19 protein-coding genes and 1 pseudogene are annotated in these 21,699 nt (G+C 72.8%); 9 read left to right on the forward strand and 11 right to left on the reverse strand.

Features of this window, described 5'->3' with window-relative positions; all coding sequences use genetic code 11:
• The first annotated feature begins 199 nt into the window (after window positions 1-199).
• From ACGFIQ_RS08400 to ACGFIQ_RS08425, 6 genes are all read left to right on the forward strand, one after another.
• Window positions 200-1,456, forward strand: coding sequence for an Hsp70 family protein (locus tag ACGFIQ_RS08400; RefSeq protein ID WP_393241206.1), 1,257 nt, complete (start codon window positions 200-202; stop codon window positions 1,454-1,456).
• A 5-nt stretch (window positions 1,457-1,461) separates the two neighbouring features.
• Window positions 1,462-4,026, forward strand: a complete 2,565-nt coding sequence (locus ACGFIQ_RS08405) for a LuxR C-terminal-related transcriptional regulator (protein WP_393241209.1) — start codon at window positions 1,462-1,464, stop codon at window positions 4,024-4,026.
• Window positions 4,027-4,069: 43 nt separating this feature from the next.
• Window positions 4,070-5,995 carry a nitrate- and nitrite sensing domain-containing protein gene (locus tag ACGFIQ_RS08410; RefSeq protein WP_393241212.1) on the forward strand — a complete coding sequence of 642 codons (1,926 nt, stop codon included), beginning with the start codon at window positions 4,070-4,072 and terminating at the stop codon, window positions 5,993-5,995.
• A complete protein-coding gene (locus tag ACGFIQ_RS08415; protein ID WP_393241215.1) occupies window positions 5,992-6,441 on the forward strand; it encodes a roadblock/LC7 domain-containing protein in 450 nt (149 codons plus the stop codon). The genes ACGFIQ_RS08410 and ACGFIQ_RS08415 overlap by 4 nt, the downstream gene beginning before the upstream one ends.
• Window positions 6,419-6,799, forward strand: coding sequence for a DUF742 domain-containing protein (locus ACGFIQ_RS08420; RefSeq protein ID WP_393241218.1), 381 nt, complete (start codon window positions 6,419-6,421; stop codon window positions 6,797-6,799). The genes ACGFIQ_RS08415 and ACGFIQ_RS08420 overlap by 23 nt, the downstream gene beginning before the upstream one ends.
• A gap of 74 nt (window positions 6,800-6,873) precedes the next feature.
• The gene (locus tag ACGFIQ_RS08425) at window positions 6,874-7,614 is read left to right on the forward strand and encodes a cellulose binding domain-containing protein (RefSeq protein WP_393241221.1); all 741 of its coding nucleotides are present in this window, start codon (window positions 6,874-6,876) and stop codon (window positions 7,612-7,614) included.
• Between the two features lie 65 nt (window positions 7,615-7,679).
• On the opposite strand, the gene ACGFIQ_RS08430 is transcribed toward ACGFIQ_RS08425, so the two are convergent.
• The 6 genes from ACGFIQ_RS08430 to ACGFIQ_RS08455 all read right to left on the reverse strand — a co-directional run bounded on the left by ACGFIQ_RS08430 (window position 7,680) and on the right by ACGFIQ_RS08455 (window position 11,888).
• A complete protein-coding gene (locus ACGFIQ_RS08430; protein ID WP_393241224.1) occupies window positions 7,680-8,621 on the reverse strand; it encodes a DUF4394 domain-containing protein in 942 nt (313 codons plus the stop codon).
• A 153-nt stretch (window positions 8,622-8,774) separates the two neighbouring features.
• Window positions 8,775-9,380 carry a hypothetical protein gene (locus ACGFIQ_RS08435; RefSeq protein ID WP_393241227.1) on the reverse strand — a complete coding sequence of 202 codons (606 nt, stop codon included), beginning with the start codon at window positions 9,378-9,380 and terminating at the stop codon, window positions 8,775-8,777.
• Between the two features lie 118 nt (window positions 9,381-9,498).
• Entirely contained in the window at window positions 9,499-10,101 is a 603-nt protein-coding gene (locus ACGFIQ_RS08440; protein WP_393241230.1) for a hypothetical protein, read from the reverse strand.
• Complete coding sequence (locus tag ACGFIQ_RS08445) at window positions 10,098-10,862, reverse strand: EndoU domain-containing protein (protein WP_393241232.1); 765 nt, start codon at window positions 10,860-10,862, stop codon at window positions 10,098-10,100. Before ACGFIQ_RS08445 ends, ACGFIQ_RS08440 begins: the two co-directional genes overlap by 4 nt.
• 7 nt (window positions 10,863-10,869) lie before the next feature.
• Complete coding sequence (locus ACGFIQ_RS08450; RefSeq protein ID WP_393241235.1) at window positions 10,870-11,571, reverse strand: WXG100 family type VII secretion target; 702 nt, start codon at window positions 11,569-11,571, stop codon at window positions 10,870-10,872.
• The gene (locus tag ACGFIQ_RS08455) at window positions 11,568-11,888 is read right to left on the reverse strand and encodes a type VII secretion target (protein ID WP_393241238.1); all 321 of its coding nucleotides are present in this window, start codon (window positions 11,886-11,888) and stop codon (window positions 11,568-11,570) included. Before ACGFIQ_RS08455 ends, ACGFIQ_RS08450 begins: the two co-directional genes overlap by 4 nt.
• Window positions 11,889-12,010: 122 nt before the next feature.
• Here ACGFIQ_RS08455 and ACGFIQ_RS08460 point away from each other — a divergent pair.
• Both ACGFIQ_RS08460 and helR read left to right on the forward strand, forming a co-directional pair.
• Window positions 12,011-12,166, forward strand: a pseudogene (locus tag ACGFIQ_RS08460) (YccF domain-containing protein); the annotation flags it as partial.
• A gap of 153 nt (window positions 12,167-12,319) precedes the next feature.
• On the forward strand, window positions 12,320-14,449 hold the full coding sequence (helR, locus tag ACGFIQ_RS08465; protein WP_393241241.1) for an RNA polymerase recycling motor ATPase HelR: 2,130 nt from the start codon (window positions 12,320-12,322) through the stop codon (window positions 14,447-14,449).
• A gap of 19 nt (window positions 14,450-14,468) precedes the next feature.
• On the opposite strand, the gene ACGFIQ_RS08470 is transcribed toward helR, so the two are convergent.
• Together ACGFIQ_RS08470 and ACGFIQ_RS08475 are read right to left on the reverse strand one after the other, a co-directional pair.
• Complete coding sequence (locus tag ACGFIQ_RS08470) at window positions 14,469-16,550, reverse strand: PQQ-dependent sugar dehydrogenase (RefSeq protein WP_393241244.1); 2,082 nt, start codon at window positions 16,548-16,550, stop codon at window positions 14,469-14,471.
• Between the two features lie 149 nt (window positions 16,551-16,699).
• Window positions 16,700-17,248 (reverse strand): RNA polymerase sigma factor, encoded by a 549-nt coding sequence (locus ACGFIQ_RS08475; protein ID WP_393241247.1) that lies wholly within the window; start codon window positions 17,246-17,248, stop codon window positions 16,700-16,702.
• A gap of 60 nt (window positions 17,249-17,308) precedes the next feature.
• On the opposite strand from ACGFIQ_RS08475, the gene ACGFIQ_RS08480 reads away from it, so the two are divergent.
• Window positions 17,309-18,673, forward strand: a complete 1,365-nt coding sequence (locus ACGFIQ_RS08480) for a serine/threonine-protein kinase (RefSeq protein ID WP_393241250.1) — start codon at window positions 17,309-17,311, stop codon at window positions 18,671-18,673.
• A 3-nt stretch (window positions 18,674-18,676) separates the two neighbouring features.
• On the opposite strand, the gene ACGFIQ_RS08485 is transcribed toward ACGFIQ_RS08480, so the two are convergent.
• From ACGFIQ_RS08485 to ACGFIQ_RS08495, 3 genes are all read right to left on the reverse strand, one after another.
• Window positions 18,677-19,369: a hypothetical protein gene (locus ACGFIQ_RS08485; protein WP_393241253.1), complete on the reverse strand. Its 693-nt coding sequence runs from the start codon at window positions 19,367-19,369 to the stop codon at window positions 18,677-18,679.
• A 112-nt stretch (window positions 19,370-19,481) separates the two neighbouring features.
• A complete protein-coding gene (locus ACGFIQ_RS08490; RefSeq protein WP_393241255.1) occupies window positions 19,482-20,606 on the reverse strand; it encodes an MsnO8 family LLM class oxidoreductase in 1,125 nt (374 codons plus the stop codon).
• Window positions 20,607-20,624: 18 nt separating this feature from the next.
• Window positions 20,625-21,692 carry an LLM class flavin-dependent oxidoreductase gene (locus tag ACGFIQ_RS08495; RefSeq protein ID WP_393241258.1) on the reverse strand — a complete coding sequence of 356 codons (1,068 nt, stop codon included), beginning with the start codon at window positions 21,690-21,692 and terminating at the stop codon, window positions 20,625-20,627.
• Window positions 21,693-21,699 lie beyond the last annotated feature (7 nt).

Here is a 21,699-nt window from a genome sequence, read left to right on the forward strand (position 1 = left end):
CCGGCCCGGTTGAACTAGGGACTCCGCCACCTCGTACGTTAGGGGGACAGGGGGAAACCGTCCCGGCGAGATTAGGGTCCCGACCAGGGGCTGATCTCTGGTACGAACGTAGGAGCCCGCGGGGTTCGCCGGGGGTGGGTCGTCGAGAGCACCGACACCATCGCCACCGACCGGCCAACTCACGGGGGGAGAAGAGACGATGGCGTACGTCCTGGGGATAGACATCGGGAGCACCAACACCGCCGCCGCGGTCGCACGGCGAAACGGCGCGGGGTGGACCCGCCCCGAGGCGGTCCCGCTGCACGTCGACTCCCCTGTCGTACCGTCGGTGCTGTGCCTGTCCGAGGACGGCTCGCTGCACGTCGGCGAGCCCGCGACCGACGACGGCAGCCGCACCACCCGGGACTTCGTCCACCGGATCGGTGACGACGTGCCGCTGCTGCTGGGTGGCGAGGCGTGCACACCGCAGACGCTGACCGCGGAGCTCGCGGCGTGGGTGGTGGACCGGGTGCACGCCCTGGAGGGCGGCCCGGCCGAGGCCGTCGTGCTGAGCCACCCGGCGGGGTGGCGCCCCTACCGGCGAGAGGTGCTGCACCGGGCCCTGTCGGCGTTCGGCCTGCGGCACGTGACCTTGCTGCCGCGCACGGTCACGGTGGCCGAGAGCCACGCCGCCCGCGGGTTCGCGGGCACCACTGCCGTCGTCTACGCCCTGGGGGGCAACAGCTTCGAGGCTGCCCTGGTGCGTCTCACCGCCCACGGCACGTACGAGACGTTCGGCACGCCCCAGGGTCTCGACTCGGTTGGCGGCGCCGACTTCGACGAGGCCCTGGCCGGGCACACCCGTGCGGTGCTGGCCCGGGAGTTGGCCAGCACCGCCCGTCGCGGCACCCAGGCCGCGCTGCGCGGGCTGCGTGCGGAGTGTGACCGGGTCAAGCGGGTGCTGACCGTCGACCTGGCGACCGACGTGGTGTTGGCCCTGCCGGGCGGCCCGGCACGGATCCCGGTGACCCGGGCGCAGTTCGAGCACATGATCCGCCCGCTGGTGCAGGCCACCGTCGACCTGCTGCTGCGGGCCGTGCGGAGCGCCGACCTGACGCCGGCGCAGCTCGACGGCGTCCTGCTGGCGGGAGGTTCGACCCGCGTTCCGCTCGTCACCGAGCTGATCAGCGCGGCCCTCCCGGTGCCGGTCGAGGTCGAACCGGACTCGCAACTGACCGCCGCCGCCGGTGCGGCACTGGCCGCCGTCCAGGTGGTGTCGCCGCGTCCGCGCCCGCCGGCACCGGTCCGCGACCCGGTACGCAGTGCCGGTCGGGCCACCATCCCGGCACCGCACCGCCCCCACCACGACACCGTCCCGGGCGATCCGCCACCGCGGCCACCGGTCCGGGTCCTCCCACTGGATCTGCCGAAACCGTCCCGCCTGGCGCTGGCCCGCGGCCGGGGACGCGAAGGATGACCCCAATGATCATGAACGACATCGCCGCACCTGGGCTGACCCTGGACAAGGGGCCACAGGCCCTGCTGGACAGGGTCACGCAGGACCCGACCGGCCCACTGGCCGTCGGCATCGCCGGCCCCGGCGGTCACGGAAAGACCGCACTGCTCACCGAGCTGGCGCGGATCCACAAGCGGGCCGGGAGCACCGTCCACACGGCCGCCCCGGAGGCCGGCGCACCTGTCGACCCCGACGCGCTGGTGCTCGTCGACGACGCGCACCTGCTCGACGACGCACGCATCGAGGTGCTCCTGGGTCTGCTCGCCACCCGCCGGCACCGCCTGGTGGTCGCCCATCGCCCGTGGCCCCGGTCGGCGGCGCTCAGCGAGCTTGTCGACGCCCTCCGACGGGACGGGCAGGCCGTGCTCCTCACGCCGTTCACCCGGGAGCAGACCGCCAGCTACCTCGCCGCCGCGCCGGAGCTGGACCGCCGCGCCGACCTGGTCGACTTCGTCCACACGCAGACCGCCGGCGTCCCCCGGGACGTCGAACGGCTGGTCCGCGGTCTGGCCGGCGGGGAGCCCCAGACCGGCACGGTGGTCCACCCGCCCCGGTCCGTCCTCGGGGAGTTCGGTCCGGACCTGGACGTGCAGCCCACCGCCGTCCGGCGGCTGCTGCTCGCCGTCGCGGCCGGCGGGGCGCTGCCGGCGAGCATGCTCACGGCGCTCCTGGGCGGGGACCCGGCGGCGGTGGACGAGGTGATCGCGACGACCCGGGCGGCCGGACTGCTCGGCGCCGACGGCCGGCTCGCGCCGATCGTCCGACGGGCCGTCACGACACTCAGCCCCACCACCGACCGGAGCGCGGTCTGGCGCCGGCTCACCGAGTTGCAGCTCGCGCGGGGCGGCGCGGTGCTGCCGCTGGTCCGTTCCCTGCTCGCGGTCGGCGCGCTCGGCGACTGCCCGGCCCCGACACTGGCCGCCGCGGCGGGTGAGGCCCTGACCGACGAGCCGGCGTTCGCCGCCGAACTGTTCGCCGCCGCCACCGCGGCCGGGCAGCCGGCCAGCGCCCGACAGGCGCTCGCCGCCGCGCTCGCCGGCAACCTCGACGACGCCCTGCGGCTGGCGGACCGACTGCTGGCCACCGCCGCACCGCCCGACCGCTCCGCGGCGGCGGTGGTGGCCGCGACCGCCCTGGCGCACCGTGGGCACATCGGCCGCAGCGTGGAGCTGTACCGGTGGTCGGGCACCGCCTCGGCGCTGGCCTTCGCCATCGTCGGCGGGCTCGCCACCGGAAACCCGGACGCCGCCGCCGGCTCGCCGGCCGGCGACCCGGCGGGCGAACCGCCGACCCTGCACGCCAGCGCCGCCCGACTGATGGCCGACGGGGTACGCGAGAGCGTGAACGGCCCGCCGACCGCCGCCCTCTCCACCCTCGTGCAGGCCGCCGCACTACTCGAACCGGACGGCCGGGCGGCCCTGCTACCGGACAGCCCGGCGGCGCTCGCCGCGCTGACGGCGGTGCACTGCGGTGAGCTGGAGATCGCCGAGCAGGTGCTGCACCGGGCCCTGGCCGCCGGTGTCGGTGGCCCGCTGCTGGCTCGCCGGCACCGGCTGTTGCAGGCCTGGATCCTGATGGTGCGGGGCGAGACGCGCGCCGCGACCGAGCACCTCGCCGCGGTGACGCTCGACGGGCGGCAGTTGGAGTCACGCGACCTGCTCTTCGCCGCCGCGATCCGGATGGGCGTGGGCCGCCGCAACAGCGACATCGGCGCACTCAAGCGTGGCTGGGGGCAGGCGCTGGAGGCGGTGGTCCGGCACCCCGTCGACCTGTTCACGCTCCTGCCGCTGGGTGAGCTGGCCATCGCCGGCGCGCGCCTCGGTGACCTGGCCCGCCTCGAACCGTACCTGCGGGAGGCACGGGCCCTGCTCGGCCGGCTCGACAACCCACCACTGTGGAGTGTGCCGCTGCACTGGAGTGGCCTGCACGCCGCGATCCTCACCGGCGCGCCGGACGTCGCCGACGACCACGTGGCGGCTCTGCTGGCCGCGGCCGACCACAGCCGGTACGCCGCAGTGGTCGCCGCCGCCGCGGAGTGCTGGGTGGAGGTGCTCCGGGGCGTCGTCGACCCGGCCCGGGTGGAGGCCGCCGCCCGCGCGCTGCACGACACCGGGCTGCGCTGGGACGGTGCGCGACTCGCCGGCCAGGCCGCCATCCGCACCGCGGACCGGCGGGCCATGACCAGCCTGCTGGAGTGCGCCCGGGCGTTGCAGGGGCGACCGCCCGGCGGCCACGGGGAGCAGGCACCGACGAGCACCGAGAGCACCGCCCGGGCCGCCGGCCCCACCCAGCAGGGGCTCAGCGACCGGGAGTACGAGGTTGCCGAGCTGGTCCTGGCCGGGCTGACCTACCGGGAGATCGGCGACCGACTCTTCATCTCGGCCAAGACCGTCGAGCACCACGTGGCACGGATGCGCAACCGGCTGAACTGCGCCAACCGCGCCGAACTGCTGGCCCTGCTGCGCACCATCGTCGCCGACCGGGCCAGCGACACGGCCGGGCAGCCGTGGCCGCAGCGGGCGACGCGATGAGGGGCCCACGCCGCGGACGTTCCCGCACCGAGCGGAGCGGGGCGTGACGCGAGACGAGGTCCGGCTGCTGCGGACCAGGCTTGTCGTACTGGCCGCAGTGCTTGTCACGCTCTGGTCGTACGCGGCCTACCTGACCAGCCAGGACGCCATCGACCTGCTGCGCGTGCGGGCTCTGGCGGACACGCTGGGCCAGCCCATCGACCGGCTGATCCTGAGCCTGCAGACCGAGCGCCGGGCCAGTGCCGAGACGATCGCCGGGGCCGGGCCGACGGCGACCCCCCTGGGCGGGGCACGCGAGGGCACCGACCGGGCCGCCGCCGAGCTCCGCGAGTTCACCGAGGGCCACGACATCCGGCTGCTCAGCGCGGGTGAGGTGCGCGACCGGGCCGACGAGTTGGTCCGCCGGCTCGACGGCCTGAGCACGATCCGGTCCCAGCTGGACGCCGGGCAACTCGACCGGGCCGCGGCGGTCGACGGGTACGACCAGGTCATCGACGTCGCCTTCCGGGTGTACGGCCCGGAGTGGGGCACGTACGAGAGCGCGCTGGCCGCCGACACCCGTGCGGTGATCGCGCTGGCCCGCGCACGGGAGTTGCTGGCGCGGGAGGACACCCTGGTCAGCGCGGCCCTGACGGCGGGGCGGCTCGGTGTCGACGATCGACGCCGACTGACCGCGTTCGTCGACAACCAGCGATTCGCGCGCGCCGAGGCGGCGGCGGGGCTGCCCGCCGACGGCCCCGGTGCGCACCAGCGGATCGCCACCGGTCCCGAGTTCGCGGGGCTGATCGCCCTGGAGGACCGGCTGTTGCGGGCGGACAGCGCCAACGCCCTGGCCGGGATCACCATCGCGGGCTGGCGGGCCGCCGCGGACACCGCCCTCGGCGCACTACAGGCACTCGTGACGAGCACCGCCCGCAGCAGCGTCGAGCGGGCCACGCCGGGTGCCGCGGTGATCGTCGCGCGTACCGGCGCGGTGGTGGGGCTGGGCCTCATCGTCGTGCTCGTGCTCCTGTTGAGCTGGGTGCGCACCGTCGGACGGCTGGCCGACGAGCTGACCCGGCCGGTCGTGCAACCGCCGGCCCCGACTCCGGACGTCGTGGCACCGCCCACCGGCCCCGACCGGGAGTTGTTCCTGCGGGTCACCCGACGCAACCAGGTCCTGCTGCGCGACCAGCTCAATCTGCTGGACGGGATGCAGCGCCGGGAGCGGTCCGCCGAGGAGAGCACCGAGCTGTTCCAACTCGACCACCTGACCACCCGGGTCCGCCGCAACGTGGAGAAACTGATCGCCCTGGCCGGCGCGACGCCCGCCCGCCGCTGGCGGCGCTCGGTGCCGCTGCTGGACGTCGCACGCGGTGCCGTCGCCGAGGTGCCGGATTACCACCGGGTCCTGATCGCGCCGCACTGGCCGTGGTCGCTCGCGGGCCCGGCCGTCACGGATGTCGTCCACCTGCTGGCGGAGCTGATCGAGAACGCCCTCGCCTTCTCGCCGGCGGACACCAGCGTCCGGGTCAGCGGCGAGCACGGACCGCAGGGGTGCGCCGTCCTGGTCGTCGACGACGGACCCGGCCTGGACGCCACGGCACTGGCCGACGCCAACCACCTGCTCGGCAGCCCGCCGGCCACCCCACCGACGGGCCCCACCGGGTTGTACACCGTCGCCGTGCTGGCCGACCGTTGTGGGGCGCACGTCTCGCTGCGTCCCAGCCGGCGCGGTGGGACGGCGGCGATCGTGCTCCTGCCGGCCCGACTTGTCACAGTCGGCGACGCCGCCCGGGGCTCGTCCACCGCGCCAACCGCGACCCCGTACCCGCCGGCGCACAACGGCACCGGCCCACCCGAGTCGAACGGCGACGGCGCGCTGCCGACGCGGGTCCGCCAGAGCGGACCCACCGGCCCCGAACACCGCAGGGCCAGCCTCGACACTGTCGAGATGCCGGTCGCCAGAACAGCGAGGAGACACCCATGACCCCTGCAGTGGTCACCGACGACGGCCTGACCGGTGCACTGGACCGCCTGGTCGACCGAGTGCCCGGCGCGGAGTTCGCCGTCGTGCTCTCCCCGGACGGGCTGGCGCTCGGCGGCTCCCGGCGGGTGGAGGGCAAGCTGGCCGAGCAGATCTCCGGCGTGGTCGCCAGTCTGATCGCGTTGGGGCTGGCCGCCACCCGCACCTGCGACGCGGGCGGTCTGCGTCAGGTCGTGGTGCAGATGGCGCGGACGTTCCTGTTCGTCGCCACCATCCCGAACGGGACCGTCCTCACCGTGCGGATCGCCGGTGACGACGTCAAGGTCGGCGACATGGCGTACGAGGTGGCGCTCTTCGTGGGGCAGGCCGAGCGGCACCTGCCGATCACACTGGGGCCGGCCTCCTCGGCGACGATCGGGGACAAGGGTGCACAGCAGCGGCACCGCTGACGAGGCGTGGTACGACGACGACGCGGGCCCGGTCGCCCGGCCGTACACGATGACCGGCGGGCGCACCTCGCCCGCGCACGGTCAGTTCGACCTGATCTCACTTGTCGTCGCCCGGCGGGCCGGCACGCCGTCCACACCGCTCTTCCCCGAACAGGCGCGGATCGTCGAGCTGTGTCACCATCCGGTGTCGGTCGCGGAGGTCGGCGCCGAGTTGGACCTCCCACTGGGGACCGTCCGGGTGCTGCTCGGCGACCTGCTCGCGGCCGGGCTGATCGAGACGCACGACCCGCCGGTGTTGTCGGAGCTGCCGACCGAGGATCTGCTCGAGGCGATACTCGTCGGGCTCCGCGACCTGTGAACTGGCGGCTGCCCCGCGCGACCGGGACGGGTCGCGGGCGGGCATCCGGCGACGAACCGAAGGGGAGACAGGCAGTGCCGGCAACACCACCCCAGCCACGCCGTACCGTGGCGATCATCCTGCTGGACCGGCTGGTGGCCCTCGCCACGGCTGCCCGGCGGGTGCTCACCGGTCGGGACGACGCCTCGCGGGCCACCTGGCTGGCCGTGATCGCGGTGCTCGGGGTGCTGGTCGTGACGGCCGTCCTCGTCGCCGGGGTGCTGCGTACGCCGCAGAAGCTGACACCTGTGACGCTCGACCCGCCGCTCTCGGTCGACCAGGAGGGCACACCCCCGCCCGGCACTCCCCGGGCGCAGGCGCGACCGGCGGCCACCAGCCCGGCGGTGCCCGCTCCCCCGCCGACCGCCTCGGCCACCGCGGTCGCACCGACCGTCGGGGCGTCGACCAGGCCCGCGCCAACCGGTTCGACCGCGACGGTCACGCCGGCCGCCCTGGTCGCCGACTTCGCCATCGAGGACAACGCGCTGCTCAGTTATGGCGCCGCGGTGACGATCAGCAACCCCGGGTCGGCACCGGCACCACAGTGGACGCTGGTGGTCACCCTGCCCCGGGAGTCGCTGCGCGTCAGTGCGGTGGAGGGCGCACGGGCCACCCGCGACGGCGCGGTGTGGACGTTCGTGCCGGACGGCACGGCGGGCCAGGTGCCGGGCAGCGCGTCGGTCCGGGTGACGTTCCGGGTCGACGGCGCGCCCACCGGTGCCACCCCCGAGGCGTGCACCATCGACGGGGCCGCCTGCACCGGCCTGCCGAACTGACAGTCGGTGCACGGGTGGGGGCGGTCCACCCGAAGGTCGGCCCGCCCCTACCGGACGTCGGGGGGCTACTGCTGGTTGAGGCGCAGCGCGAGGTCGATGACCAGGTATTTCACGGCGAAACCACCGGTCAGCTGAGCCGTGCCGGTGAGCGGGTCGACCTGGTACACCTGGCTGGGGAAGCCGCCGTTGAGGACGGCGTAGGCGTTGTTGCCCACCGCTCGCCCGTCGCGCAGGGTGCTGTGGATGTCGAAGCCGGCCCGTGGGTTGGCGGCCACGCCCAGGCTGCCGGTGGCGACGAGTTGGCCAGCGTTGGCCGGGGACTGCAGCGCGACCTGGTCGAGGTTGGTATCGATGTCGAACAACGTGGTCGCGGTGCTCGGATCGAGGTCGACGTTCGTGTAGGCCGCCGCGGTCAGCCCGGGGGCGGCGGCGACCGCGGGCGGGTAGGTGAGGGTGCTGTCGGCGAGGGTGACACCGCCGACGTTGACGTTGTGCCGCAGGTTCTGACCCACGTCGCTGATGATGCGCAGGCGATCGGCGGCCGGGTTGAAGTCGACGCCGAAGAACGACCCGCTGAGGGGGATGGTCAGCTGGCTGACCTTCGTGGCGACGGCGTTGTTGGTGGACAGGGTGAAGATGCCACCGCTGTTGCCGACGCCGTAGAGCTGACCGTCCTGGACCCGGTAGTCGATGCCCACGAGGTTCTCGGTGCCGGGCAGGTCCACCGTGCCGATCACGCAGGCCAACCCCGGTCGGTTGGCGGCGAACTTCAGGAGTTGCTGGTCCTCGGTCAGACCGACCGCCACCCGACCGTTACGGCCGCCGGCGTTGAGCAGGTCCCACAGGATGGTGCAGGAGTTGGCGTCCAACGACGCCAGAACGGGGGACGAGGTACGCACCGACAGGGCGCTGTCCGGCCGGGCCGCGGCGCCCGTCGATGTCGCCAGCATTCCGATGACGACGGCCGTGCCGGTCAGGAGCAGTCCTCGATGGATGATGCGATGCATGGGAAGGCCTTCCTTGCGCGAGGTACGGGGAATGCCCGGCAGTGGCATCGAGAGAGGGCGTCCCGCTCGGTCCATTCGGAACGTTTGCCCAGCTCAGAGGCTATATGGCCGCCGCGAAAGTTACTGTCGGATCACGTACCATCCGAATCGTCCTCAACGGCGCGACGGGGTGCGGTCCCCCGTCTCGGTCACGACCTGCCGTTCCCGCAGGGCAGGCAGCGCCGGCGCGAGTGCGACAAGCATGGCCAGACCGGCGACGGGAAGCAGGTCGAGGGTGACCACCGGCAGGACGATGCCGACGACGAGCAGCGGCACGCTCCACCACGGCAGCCGCCGTTTCGCGGCGAGCATGCCCGCCAGGACGACCAGGCCGAGGAAGAAGAACTGGGGTACGACGTCGTAGAAGGCGATCTCGACGCCGGGGATGTCCTTGAAGTCCGCGCTGAGCGCCGACATCTCCGCCCGGTCCGCGGCCAGCAGACCCTCCACGATGTCGGCGCCGAACTGCACCATCGTCGCGGCGAGCCCCACCATCGTGAGGGTCGTCACGCCGGTGCGCCAGGGGCTGCGGGGCAGGAGGCCCGACAGCGCGAGCACACCCGGGACGAAGCACACCATGCCGGCGAGGGCGACCAGGTGCGCGGCCTGCCAGTCGAGCCCCGGGCCGTACACGCCGTCGGCTCGTGCCCACAGGCGTACCAGGCCGTAGGCGGCGATCCCGACAGGTCCGGCGAGGACGTACAGCGCGGCGCGTTTCATGCCGATCATCATCTGGTCCGCGGCGCCCCGCCGGCTCCGGGAAGATCCCTCGCCCGGCCCCCGACTTCCGTCTCAGGTTTTCCACCGAGCCGACCCCCGGTCGGGGTCGCAGAGCGTCTCAGGCGCGCCAGATCACCTGGGCGGCGGCCAACGCCGCCTCCTGGTACGGCGTCCGCGGTGAGTCGCCGGCGACGACCTCCACCGGCCACTTCTGTTGCAGCGTCACCCAGAGCGTCGACATGACGCCCGAGTACGTCGAGAGCTCGTCCGCGCCCTCGGTCACCCGCAGCACGTACGTCCACGCCGCCGCGTCCGGTGCGCCGTCCAGTGGTGTCCGCCAGGCGCGGTGCAGGCTGCGTCCGTGGCGGCGTGGGGCGTCGGCGGCCAGGAGCGTGTCGGCCGGAGCCGGGTTGGGCGCGTCCGGGGGGCCGTCCGGGCTGAACCGGTACGCCAGTGGCGGCACCTCCGCGATGACCGGCACGTCGGCCAGGTCGGGGCCGTCGGGCTCACCGACGAAGGTGCGCAGGAGTGCCAGTTCCGCGCTGGTGGTCCCGACGCCGTAGTACGCGAGGCTGAGCAGGAGGGTGGCGTCGGCCAGGTCGAACTCACCTGCGGCGTACTGCTCCCGCACGGTGCCGAGGACATCGTCGGGAAGCCGGCCCGCGAGCCTCCGGCACACCTCGGCGACCGTCGCGTACGTCTGCGTATCCATGGTGTTCATTTCTTCTTGTAGTCGCCGAGCTCGGTCCGCGTGACGTTGCCCTGGTCGTCCTGGACCACCCTAATGATCTTGTTGCCCTTCGGACCCTCCCAGGTCCAACTGCCGTCGCCGCCGACGTCCGGATTACTGTAACGGGGCGGGTTGCCCATCGGGATTCCCTGCGGGGCGGGGTTCGGTGCCGGCGGGTTGCTGATGACGCCCGGGTCGGTCTTGTCCGGCGGGAAGGCGGTGCGGATCTCGCCGTCGGCGAGCACCGTCGTCTTGACCTGCACCCCGTCGACGACGCCGACGTAGTCGTAGGCCCACGCCGGGTTGCCGTCCGCGTCCTTGGTCGGGTATGGCCCCTTGTTCGGCGGCCCCTGCTGCGTCACCTGGTGCGCGGCGTCGAGGATCTTGGCCTCGTCCCAGCTCGTCGGGAACTCCGTCTTGTTGGAGAAGCCGGTGCCCGCGAGGTGGCCGCCCTGTCGACCACCGTCGCCCTCGATGATGTGCTTCCGCGACGCGTCGCTGTGGTGGATGCCGCCCGCCGTCGGCGGCGTGGTCGGCGCGGGAGGTGGGGTCGGCCTCGCCGGCCTGGTGTTGCCGGGCCCCTGGCCGACCCCGGGTGGATGGCCCTGCTGCGCCGCCTGGCCGGTGGCCTGCTGGGCACTGGCGATGCCCTTGCCGGCGTTGATGCCGCCGTAGCTCTTCGGGGGTTTGCCGGCGCCGCCACCGCCACCCGTGCCGCCGCTGCCGCCGCCGGGTTTTCCGGGCTTCGCCATGGACGCCTTATCCGTTCAGGATGCGGGTGAGGTTGGTCAGGCTGGTGATCAACGCGCCGACGTACATGAGGATGCGCCCGGCCCACTTGACGACGGCGGCCGTGATCTGGGCGGCGATGACCGGGATCGTGACGACGAAGATGGCCTCGACCGCCCAGACGATCACGCGTGCCACCAGGTCGGCGATGAGGTCGCGCACGATGTCGCGGGTGAAGGCCACCAGGTTGCCGGCACCCTCGGTGGCCGCGGCCATCGCGGCGGAGACCGCACCGAGCCCGCCGAGGGCCTCCACGTTGTGGTCCATCAGGCCGTGGTAGGCCAGCGCGGCCTGCCCATACCACTCGGGCAGGTCGGCGTCGAGGTGCGCCCGCAGGTCGTTGGCCATACTGTGCAGCTCGGCGGCCATGTTGTTCCAGGTGGCGGCGTGCGCGGCGACCACGTCGGGCATGCCGGTGAGCTGGTCGAGCATCTCCCGCAGCGGCTCGAAGTATTCCATCGCCCAGCCCAGGCCGTTGGCGAGCAGCGCGCTGAACGGATCCAGCACCGTCACCGCCGCGTCGAGCCCGAACGCGGCACCCGCGAGCAGATCGTCGACCCAGCCCGCACTCCTGATGGCGTCGACCAGACCCTCGACGCTGTCGGCCAGGGAGGCGCCCGTCCAGACCTCTCGCGTGGAGGTGACGTCGGCGACAAGTGACAGGTCGGTCATGAAGTCAGTTGGCTTTCCACGCCGCTCATCAGCGCGGCGTTGTCGCCGTCGACCGTGTCATAGCCGTCGGCGGTCTGGCGCAGCCCCGAGGCGGAAAGCGTCAGATTCTCCTCGACAGCGGCGAACAGCTCGTCCTGCCGCGCGTGCTTGTCCGCCAGGACTCCGGAGATCCAGCCACACAGCAACCCGTACGCCGAGTCGTCCTGGGTGATGTGGGCGCTGGCCGCCCGCACCGCCGCGAAGCGCCCCGCCAGCGCCTCGATGTTGCGCGCGTGGGCACGGATCTCGTCCGCGTCGACCGCGAACCCGTCGTTCACCAGAATCACCGCCAGCCTCGGTGGCCGTCAGCGCGCCGCGCCACACCGCCCATGATCATCAATGGCGGAGTGTAACAAGCACTCACCTTCGGCGTGGCCCCACGGCGGCGACCGCACCCGCGCTGGTGTTGGCGGGCTGGTGGCTGGCGCTGTCGCACATCCTCGCCGGGGTCGCCCTCTGCGTGACGATCATCGGGATCCCGTTTGGCATCGCCAACGTCAAGCTCGTGCCGGCGGCGCTCTGGCCACTCGGTCGGGAGGTCGTCGACGCGCCCTGAGCTCGGAAAACGGGGGCACCCGGCCCCCTGCCACTTCTAACATATAGCGCACTGGGGGGCTTGCGGCAAGACCCGGTTCGTGCCGCAAAATCGTCGGCCGAGACCAGATTCTGCCGAAATGGAAGTCCGCATTTGAATTCCCTGCCTTCCTCCGTGTTCGACCTCCCCGGTCATCTCGCCCCCAAGGCCGACCCGACGCTCATCGCCCGCGACGAGCAGCACTTCGCGACGATGGCGGAAAGCCTCGACCACCTGAACGCCGAGCTGTCCGAGCGCCTGGCCGCCGAGCGCCTGGCGCCCGGCGGCAAGGGCCGGCAGGCGATGGACCGGGACGAGGAGATCCGCCGGCTGACCGGCCGCCTGCGGGCGCTGAGTCGCTACGGCCTGGACCTGTGTCTCGGCCACGTGGTCGGCACCGACGACCCCGAGCCCGTGTACGTGGGACGTCGCGGCCTCACCGACAGCGAAGGCCGGCGGCTGCTGCTCGACTGGCGCTCTCCCGCCGCCGAGCCCTTCTTCGGCGCGACCCACGCCAACCCGATGGGCCTGGCGAGCCGTCGCCGGTACCGGTGGACGCGCGGCCGGATCAGCGACTACTGGGACGAGGTCTTCACCCCGGACGGGTTCGTGGGGCACGCCGTCGCGCTCGACGACCAGTCGGCGTTCATCGCCAGCCTGGGCAGCGCCCGGTCGAACCGGATGCGGGACGTGCTCGGCACGATCCAGGCCGACCAGGACGCCATCATCCGCGCGGGGTCGGCCGGCGCGCTCGTCGTCGACGGTGGCCCGGGCACCGGAAAGACAGTCGTCGCGCTGCACCGCACCGCCTACCTGCTGTACTCCGATCCTCGGCTGGGTCAGCGCCGGGGCGGGGTGCTCTTCGTCGGGCCGCACCAGCCCTACCTGGCCTACGTCGCCGACGTGCTGCCCAGCCTCGGCGAGGAGGACGTGCAGACCTGCACCCTGCGGGACCTGGTCGGGGAGGGGGCCGCCGCGACCGTCGAAGAAGACCCGGACGTGGCCCGGCTGAAGTCCTCCGCGGACCTGGTCCGGGCGATCGACGCGGCGGTCCGATTCTACGAGGACCCACCGGTCAAGCCGATGACGATCACGACCGACGAGGGTGACATCTGGCTGGGCGCCGACGACTGGGCCGACGCGTTCCAGGCACCGGGGCCGGGCACCCCGCACAACGAGGCGCGCGACGAGATCTGGGCGGAGTTGCTCACGATCCTCGTCGACAGGTACGACGGCGACGAGCCGGACGACGTACTGCGGCGATCGCTGCTGCGCAACCGGGAGCTGCGCACCGCGTTCAACCGCGCCTGGCCGTTGCTCGACCCGGCCGACCTGGTGGGCGACCTGTGGTCGGTGCCCGCGTACCTGCGCACCTGCGCGCCCTGGCTCAGCCCGGAGGAGGTCCGGACGCTGCAACGCGACGACGCCCGGGCCTGGACCGTGTCCGACCTGCCGCTGCTGGACGCGGCCCGGCGGCGCCTCGGCGACGCCTCGGCGCGGCCGCGACGGCACGACCCCGCCGCCGCCGTGGAACGCGAGCACCGGGCCCGGGTCCTCGACGAACTGCTCGCCGCCGACGCCTACGACGACGGTGAGGGCCTGCTGACGATGCTGCGCCAGCCGGACCTGCGGGACGCCCTGGTCGACGATTCCGCGGTGCCCGCCGCCGACCCGGACCTGCTCGCCGGCCCGTTCGCGCACATCGTGGTGGACGAGGCCCAGGAGCTGACCGACGCCGAGTGGCAGATGTTGCTGGCCCGGTGCCCGTCGCGCAGTTTCACCATCGTCGGGGACCGGGCCCAGGCCCGACACGGGTTCACCGAGTCGTGGCAGGAGCGCCTGGAACGGATCGGGCTCGACCGGATCACCCTGGCCTCGCTGAGCATCAACTACCGGACCCCGGAGGAGGTCATGGCGGAGGCCGAACCGGTCATCCGGGCGGTGCTCCCGGACGCCAACGTGCCGACCTCCATCCGTGCCACCGGACTCCCCGTCGTGCACGGATCGGCCGCCGAGTTGGGCGCGATCCTCGACGCCTGGCTCGCCGAGCACACCGACGGGACCGCCTGCGTGATCGGCGACCCGGCGTTCCCGCCGACGCCCCGCGTCCGATCGCTGAGCCCGGAGCAGGCCAAGGGCCTCGAGTTCGACCTGGTCGTCCTCATCGACCCGGAGGCGTTCGGCACGGGCATCGAGGGGGCGGTGGACCGCTACGTCGCGATGACCCGGGCGACCCAGCAACTCGTCATCCTGACGAGGCGCTGAGCCGCCCGGACCACAGCTGTCAGTTGCCCAGCGTGACGTGCAGGATCTTCTCGTTGCTGTTGTTCGGGGTGCTGTCCTTGTCACCGACGGTGGTGGTGGTCAGCCACAGGCCGCCGTCGGGGGCCGGCTCCACCGTCCGCAACCGGCCGTAGGTGCCGTTGAAGTACGTCTGGACGTTCGTCAGACTGCTGCCGCTGATCACCGCGCGGTACATGCGGGCACCCCGCGCACAGGCCACGTAGAGCGCGTCCCGCACGATCGCGATGCCGGAGCAGGACCCCTCCGCGGTCGGGTAGGTGCGTGCCGGCGCGATGAACCCGGCGGTGCCGCAGGTGCCGCTGGTGCCCTCACACGCCGGCCAGCCGTAGTTGCCGCCCTTCGTGATCAGGTTGGTCTCATCCATGATCGAGTTGCCGAACTCCTGCTCCCAGAGCCGGCCCTGCGAGTCGAACGCCAGCCCCTGCGGGTTGCGGTGGCCGTAGCTCCACACGTAGTTGCCGAACGGGTTGTCCGAGGGAACGGTGCCGTCGGCGTTGAGGCGCAGGATCTTGCCTTCGAGGGCCGACCGGTCCTGCGCGTGGTTGCCGTTCTGCGCGTCGCCCGTGCTGGCGTACAGCTTGCCGTCCGGACCGAACCGCAGCCGGCCGCCGTCGTGGTACTTGTTGCGCCGGATGCCGCTGATGAGCACCTGCTCGCTGGAGGTGTTGAGGCGACCGTTCTCCAACTTGATCCGCACGATCCGGTTGTCGCTGGGAGAGGTGTGCATGATGTACAGCCAGCGGTCACTGGTGAAGTTCGCCGAGACGGCGAGCCCGAGCAGGCCACCCTCACCGTCGGTGCTCTGCACGTTCGGGACGGTGCCCAGGTTGGTCTTGGCCCCCGTGCTGGGGTTGAGCTGGATGATGTCGTGCGCGTCGCGGCGGTTGTAGAGGACGCTGCCGTCGGGCAACGTCGCCAGCCCCCACGGGATGTCGGTGTCGGTGGTGACCTGGCGCACCGCGCACACCGGGTTGCCGCAGCCCGCGCCGGTGGTCACCGTCGCCGTGGCGCTGCGCGACGAGACGTTGTCCTGCGCGTCCCGGGCCACCACGTAGTACTGGTACGCGGTGCTCGCCGCCAGCCCGCTGTCGGTGTGGGTGGTCGCCGGCGGAGCACCGGTGACCGTGCCGACCTTCACCCCGCCACGGAAGATGTCGTACGCCCGGACGCCGATGTTGTCGGTCGACGCGGTCCAGCGCAGGGTCACCGTGGTGCCCGACGCGGTGCCGGTGAGCTGTTGCGGCGCGGTCGGCGCCTGGGTGTCGGCCTGACACTGCGGGGGCGTGATCGACACGGTGCTGCTCGCCTGGGACACGTTGCCGGCGGCGTCCCGGGCGTTGACGTACAGGCCCCAGGTCGCCCCGGCGACCACCGTGAGGCTTGTGGACAGCGTCGAGCCGCTCACCGACGTCATCAACTGGCCGTCGTGGTAGATGTCGTAGAAGGCGACCGCGACGTTGTCCGTCGAGGCGTTCCACGCGAAGGTCACGGAGTTGCACGTCAGGCCGCTGACCCGCGCGCTGCTCGGAGCCGTGGGCGGCTGGCTGTCACTGCTGCCCAGCGCCGTCGTCCAGCGCTGGTTGGCCTGGCCGTTGCAGGTCCAGAGACCCACCAGGGTGCTGTTGGCGGTGGCGCCGCCGTTGACGTCCAGGCACAGGCCGGACTGGACACCGACGATGGTCCCGTTGGTGTTGATCCGCCAGCGCTGGTTGGCGCCACCGCTGCAGGTGTTGATCTGCAACGTGGCCGGCGCGGTGGTGTCCTGACCGACCACGTCCAGGCACATCGTCTCGTCGTAGACCCGCAGCTCGCCGGCCGAGGTGAGGGTCCAGGCCTGGTTGGCCTGACCGTTGCAGTCGTAGATATTGATGCCGGCACCAGCGGTCCGGACGTTGCCGACGACGTCCAGGCAGCGGCCCGACGCGGCGCTGACCACCGTCGAGGTGGCCGCGGCCGATGCCGGTACGCCGACCGCGACGGTCAGCAGCGTCGCCGCCGCCATCGCCGCCGGCAGCAGTCGCCATCGTGAGTGACGTGGGTGGGACCGCGCGATGGCTGACATCCGTCCTCCAGGATCGGGGCGTCGACCGGACCGACCCGGTCGGACTGTGAACATCGACTATCCAAGATGGGCTGCCGGCGCATGTCAAACGATGTCACTCGATCAGCGACAAAATCCCAGATCGATGCCATTTCCGAAAGAAGGCGGTCCTATTCCCCGCCCTGCAACGACTCCCGGACGTGTCTGCGGGCGTGGTGGATCCGGGACTTCAGCGTGCCGACCGGAATGCCCAGTTGCCCGGCGATCTCCTGGTAGTCGAGCTGACACAGGTCGCGCAGCACGAGTGCCGTCACCAACTCCGGCCGGTGGGCCTCCAACCTGTCCAATGCGTCGAGCAGGTCGAGACGCGACCCGGCGATGACGCTTGTCGTGCGGGGATCGGCCACCTCGACGGGCAGCAGGGCGCTCGGCCGCTCGGCCGCCCGTCGCCGCAGCGCCCGGTAGGTCTGCCGCGCGCAGTTGGCGACCACGGTGTGCAACCAGGTCGTGAAGAGCGACCGACCCTCGAATCGCTCGATGTGCCTGGCCACCTGCATCAACGCGTCCTGCGCCGCCTCCTCCGCGTCCTGCCGGCAGGGCAGGAACCGCCCGCACTGCTCCAGCACCCGCGGACCGATGGCCACCAGCAACTCGTCACGTGCCGCGCTGTCACCGGCCGCTGCCCGGCGCGCTAGTTCCTCGATCGACGACCCGTCCAATGTCGGCGCTCCCCCGTTCCCTGTGCGACACCGCGGCTGCGGCTGCCGGATAATACGGCCGTGTCCATCCCGCCACAGGTCGGCCGGTACCGCGTCGCACGACCCGTCGGCGCCGGTGCGTTCGCCACCGTGTGGCTGGCGTACGACGACGAGTTGCAGGCCCCGGTGGCGGTGAAGGTGCTCGCCGAGAACTGGTCGCAGCGGGCCGACATCCGGGCGCGGTTCCGCCAGGAGGCGCGGTTCATGCGCCAGGTCGACTCCGACCACCTGGTCCGTGTGCTGGACATCGGCGAGCTGCCCGACGGCCGGCCGTACCTGGTGATGACGTACGCCGGTGGCGGCACGCTCGCCGAGCGGCTGGCCGACGGTCCGCTGCCGGTGCCCGAGGCGCTGCGGATCGCCGCCGACATCGCCAGGGCGGTGGCCGTCCTGCACGACAAGGGTGTGTTGCACCGCGACCTCAAGCCCTCCAACGTCCTCTTCGACACCCCGGCCGCCGGAGGCCGGGTGCTCGTCGCCGACCTGGGGCTGGCCAAGGCACTCGCGCACGCCTCCGGGTTCACCCTGGTCGCCGGCACACCCGGCTACATGGCACCCGAGCAGCTCGTCCCGGGCGGCGCGCTGGACGCGCGTGCCGACGTCTACGCGATCGGCGCCCTCACCCACCACATGGTGACCGGGCTGCCGCCGGGGCAGGCGGCGGAGACAGCGGCCCGGGTGCCCGCGGCCGTCGAGCGTGTCGTCCGTCGGGCCCTGCAGCGCGAACCCGGCCGCCGCTGGCCGAGCGCGGCCGCGTACGCCTCCGCGTTGGAGGGTCTGCTCGACGCACGGACGGCTCCGGCCCGGCGGTCGCCGCAGCGCGCCCGCCGGGCCCTCACCACCGTCGGCGCGGCGGCCACGACGCTGGTCCTGGCCGGTTCGTCCGCCGCCTCCGCCACGCCACCGGGCTGGACACGGGTGCGCGACGGGACCGGCACCGTCTCCGTCGCCGTGCCCGACGACTGGGCCCGGCAACTGCGCGACGGCGGCTGGAAACCGGGCGTGCTCGGCCCGCCCGGCGCACACTACCCGGGCCTGGTCGTCGGGCCCGACCTCACCGAGTGGTCCACCGCGAACAGCCCCACACCCGGCGTGTTCGTCGGGGTGAGCCGGACCCGCACCGGCGCGACGGTCCCGCCCACCCTGACCGGCCACAACCGGTGCACCCGCGCCGCCGACCGCACGATCACGGTCGGCAGCCTCAGCGGGAGCGTCCGGCGCTGGACGCGGTGCGCCACCACCACGACGTCCTTCAGCGAGGTCATCCTGACCTCACCCAACGGCACCCTCGACGTCTACGTCCAGGTCAGACAGAGCGGGGGCCCGGATCGCACCGACGAGATCCTCGGCACGCTGCGCGTGCAGGGCAACCCGCCCGCGTCGTAGCGGTTAGTACCGTTCCCAGTTGCCGCTGCCGTCGGCCTTGCGCCACCGCCGGGTCTCGGTGCCGCCGTCGAGCGTGCGGACGGTGGCCTCCACGTTCTGGCCCACCAACCGGTACGAGACGAACGTCATGACCTGGTCGCCCCCGGAACTGGGCTGGTCTCCCCTGATGACCGGCCACGCGTAGCGCCCCCGGCCGTTGTCGGAGAGCTGCACGGGCACGAGGGCCTGCCGTCGCGCGGCGTTCGGGTTGCCCAGTTCGACGAGGACGAGCGCGTCCTCGGTCGACGGCGCGTTCGCCGGCTCCTCGACGATGAACTCGCCGTACACCGGCTGCGCGCCGCCCGGCAGGATCCGGCACGGCACGTCGAACCCGTTCGACCCGTTGCGGTACACCACGCTGTCGTCGGACTCGCCACAGAAGCCCAGCTTGCGGATCACCGCGTTGGGCCAGTCGGTCTGCCGGATCTCGCTCACCTGGTTGGCGGGCCCGGCGGCGCCGGAGACCGGAGCAGCCGGGGTGGCGCTGCCGGCGGTCGGCGTACCCGGGCCGGAGCTGGCGGTCGTCGGGGCGCTCGGTGCCGACTGGGTGGCGCCGCCGGCGGGCCCCGCGTCACCACCGACCCGGTCGACCGATGGGGTGCAGCCGGCGCCGACCGCGGCGGTGAGTGCCACACCGGCGAGCAGTTTGCCGTGCATGGGCAGTCCTTTCCTCTGCGGGATCTGTCACCACCTGGGATGCCCCGACACGGGCGCTGGTTCACGCATCGCACGTGGATCTTTCCACCGTGGGTGCGCACGCCCCTCCTCCTCAGTCGGTCCACTCCTTGGCGAGCAGTTCGTAGGAGCTGACCCGGTCGGTGTGGGCGTGGGTGATCGTGGTGACCAGCAGCTCGTCGGCGGCGGTGACGTCGCGCAGGGTGCGCAGCCGCTCGGCGACCGTGCCGGGTGCCCCGACGAACTGGGTGTCCACCCGGTCGGCGACGAACTGGCGATCATCCTCGTTCCAGGGCAGCGCGGCGGCCTGCTCCGGGCTGGGGAACGGCATCGCGCCCTCGCCGCTGCGGATGCTGCGCACCCACGGCCCGTACGGTGCGGCCAGCCGTCGGGCCGCGTCGTCGGTCTCGGCCACGACCACGTCGGCGGAGACCACCACGTACGGTTCGGCGAGCGTCGCCGAGGGTTGGAACGCGGCCCGGTACGCGGCGACCGCGTCGAGCACCGAGGAGGGGCTGACGTGGTAGTTGGCGGCGAAGGGCAGGCCCAGCGCGCCCGCCAGTTGGGCGCTCTCCCCGCCACTGCTGCCCAGCAACCACACCTGCGGGTCGGTGCCCTCCCCCGGCACGGCGTGCGCGTCCAGGCCGTCGGCGTCTGTGTAGTCGCCGCGCAGCAGGGCCAGCACGTCGGCCACCTGCTCGGCGAAGGGTGGCGGCTGCGCGCCCGGCTGGTGCAGCAGGGCCGTGCTCAGGGCGAAGCGCGGTGAGGTGAGCACCTGGGCGTACGAGAACGGCGGCGGGATGAGCAGTCCGTCGACCACCCGGGCCGCCACCGGCGGCGGGGCCGGCGCGGCGACCGCCTGGGCCGCCTCGATCCGCCGCTGACCGGAGCGGCCCAGCCCGAGGTCGATGCGGCCCGGGTACAGGGCGGCGAGGGTGCCGAACTCCTCGACCACCGACAGGGCGGTGCGGTGCCCGGCCTGGACGGCCCCGGAGCCGACGCGCAGCACACTGGTGGCCGCGGCGACCTGCCCGATCAGGACGGCCGGAGCGGAGCTGGCGACGCCGGCGGCGAGGTGGTGCTCGGCCAGCCAGTAGCGGTGGTAGCCGGACTGCTCGGCCCGCCGAGCCAGGTCGACGGTGTTGTGCAGGGCGTCGCTGACGGTGGCGCCGGCGGGCACCGGGGACAGGTCGAGGATGGACAGTGGAGTGGACGGCATGCTGGTCCCCGTTTCTGGTCAGGCCGCCGCGGCGGCGGTCGCCGGCGGTGCGAAGGGGCGGCTCGGGATCTCCCGACGCAGCACCGGGGCCACCTCGGCCTGGAACAGCTCCAGGCTCTCCCGGTGCTGCTTGTCGGTCAGCCCGTCGTGGTCGGCCTGGAGGTAGATGACCTCGTGGCCGAACTGCTCGTGGTAGCGCAGCACCTTGTCGGCGAGCTGCTGCGGGCTGCCGACCAGGATCGAGCTGCGCCCGATGGCGTCCTCCAGGGTCGCGAAGACCGGCTGGACGCCCAGTCGCCGGAATGCGGCCACCCGGGCGGCGAAGATCGGCCGGTACCGCTCGACCGCCTCCTGCGACGTGCGGGCCACGTAGAAACCGGCGGTGCCCGCGCCGACGAGCGCGTCGGCCGGATCGTGCCCGTAGTGGACCCACCGTTCCCGGTAGTGACGGATGAGTTCGGCGTACGGCTCGATCGGGTTGGTGACGTTGGCCGAGAAGATCGGGTCGCCGTACCGGGCGGCGAGGTCGACCGAGTCTCTGCTGGTGGCGCTGCCGTGCCAGACGCGGATGGGCTGTTGCAGCGGGCGGGGCCAGGTCTCGGCGTCGGTCAGCGGCGGCCGGTAGGTACCGGACCAGGTGACCCGGTCCTCCCGCCAGAGCCGGCGGAACAGCTCGTAGCCCTCCCGGTTGCGGTCCCACTGGTCCTCGGCGGTGACGTGGAACAGTTGTGCCTGCGCGGCACCGTTGCCCTTGCCGATGATCAGTTCGAGTCGGCCGCCGCTGAGGTGGTCGAGGGTGGCGTAGTCCTCGTAGGCGCGCACCGGGTCGAGCAGGCTGAGCGTGGTGACCGCCGTGAACAGCCGGATGGTGGAGGTACGGGCCGCGATGTGGCTCAGCACCACAGGTGGTGAGGACGAGATGAACGGGCGCTCGTGGCGTTCACCGACGCCGTACCCGTCGAAGCCGAGATCCTCCGCGAGGACCGCCGTGTCGACCACGTCCCGGAACCGGTCGGTGGTGCTCCTGCGCTGACCGGTGACCGGGTCGGGCAGGTGGGTGATCAGGGTGATCAGCAGGAACTTCACGCCGGAA

Source organism: Micromonospora sp. NPDC048898, from assembly GCF_043198035.1.
Classification (GTDB): domain Bacteria; phylum Actinomycetota; class Actinomycetes; order Mycobacteriales; family Micromonosporaceae; genus Micromonospora.

What these genes read in the sequence shown, in the direction of transcription:
- ACGFIQ_RS08400 (WP_393241206.1), top strand. Translation starts at nt 200, where the DNA reads ATGGCGTACGTCCTGGGGATAGACATCGGGAGCACCAACACCGCCGCC.
- ACGFIQ_RS08405 (WP_393241209.1), top strand. Translation starts at nt 1,462, where the DNA reads ATGATCATGAACGACATCGCCGCACCTGGGCTGACCCTGGACAAGGGG.
- ACGFIQ_RS08415 (WP_393241215.1), top strand. Translation starts at nt 5,992, where the DNA reads ATGACCCCTGCAGTGGTCACCGACGACGGCCTGACCGGTGCACTGGAC.
- ACGFIQ_RS08430 (WP_393241224.1), bottom strand. Translation starts at nt 8,621, where the DNA reads ATGCATCGCATCATCCATCGAGGACTGCTCCTGACCGGCACGGCCGTC.
- ACGFIQ_RS08435 (WP_393241227.1), bottom strand. Translation starts at nt 9,380, where the DNA reads ATGAAACGCGCCGCGCTGTACGTCCTCGCCGGACCTGTCGGGATCGCC.
- ACGFIQ_RS08440 (WP_393241230.1), bottom strand. Translation starts at nt 10,101, where the DNA reads ATGAACACCATGGATACGCAGACGTACGCGACGGTCGCCGAGGTGTGC.
- ACGFIQ_RS08445 (WP_393241232.1), bottom strand. Translation starts at nt 10,862, where the DNA reads ATGGCGAAGCCCGGAAAACCCGGCGGCGGCAGCGGCGGCACGGGTGGC.
- ACGFIQ_RS08450 (WP_393241235.1), bottom strand. Translation starts at nt 11,571, where the DNA reads ATGACCGACCTGTCACTTGTCGCCGACGTCACCTCCACGCGAGAGGTC.
- ACGFIQ_RS08470 (WP_393241244.1), bottom strand. Translation starts at nt 16,550, where the DNA reads ATGTCAGCCATCGCGCGGTCCCACCCACGTCACTCACGATGGCGACTG.
- ACGFIQ_RS08485 (WP_393241253.1), bottom strand. Translation starts at nt 19,369, where the DNA reads ATGCACGGCAAACTGCTCGCCGGTGTGGCACTCACCGCCGCGGTCGGC.
- ACGFIQ_RS08490 (WP_393241255.1), bottom strand. Translation starts at nt 20,606, where the DNA reads ATGCCGTCCACTCCACTGTCCATCCTCGACCTGTCCCCGGTGCCCGCC.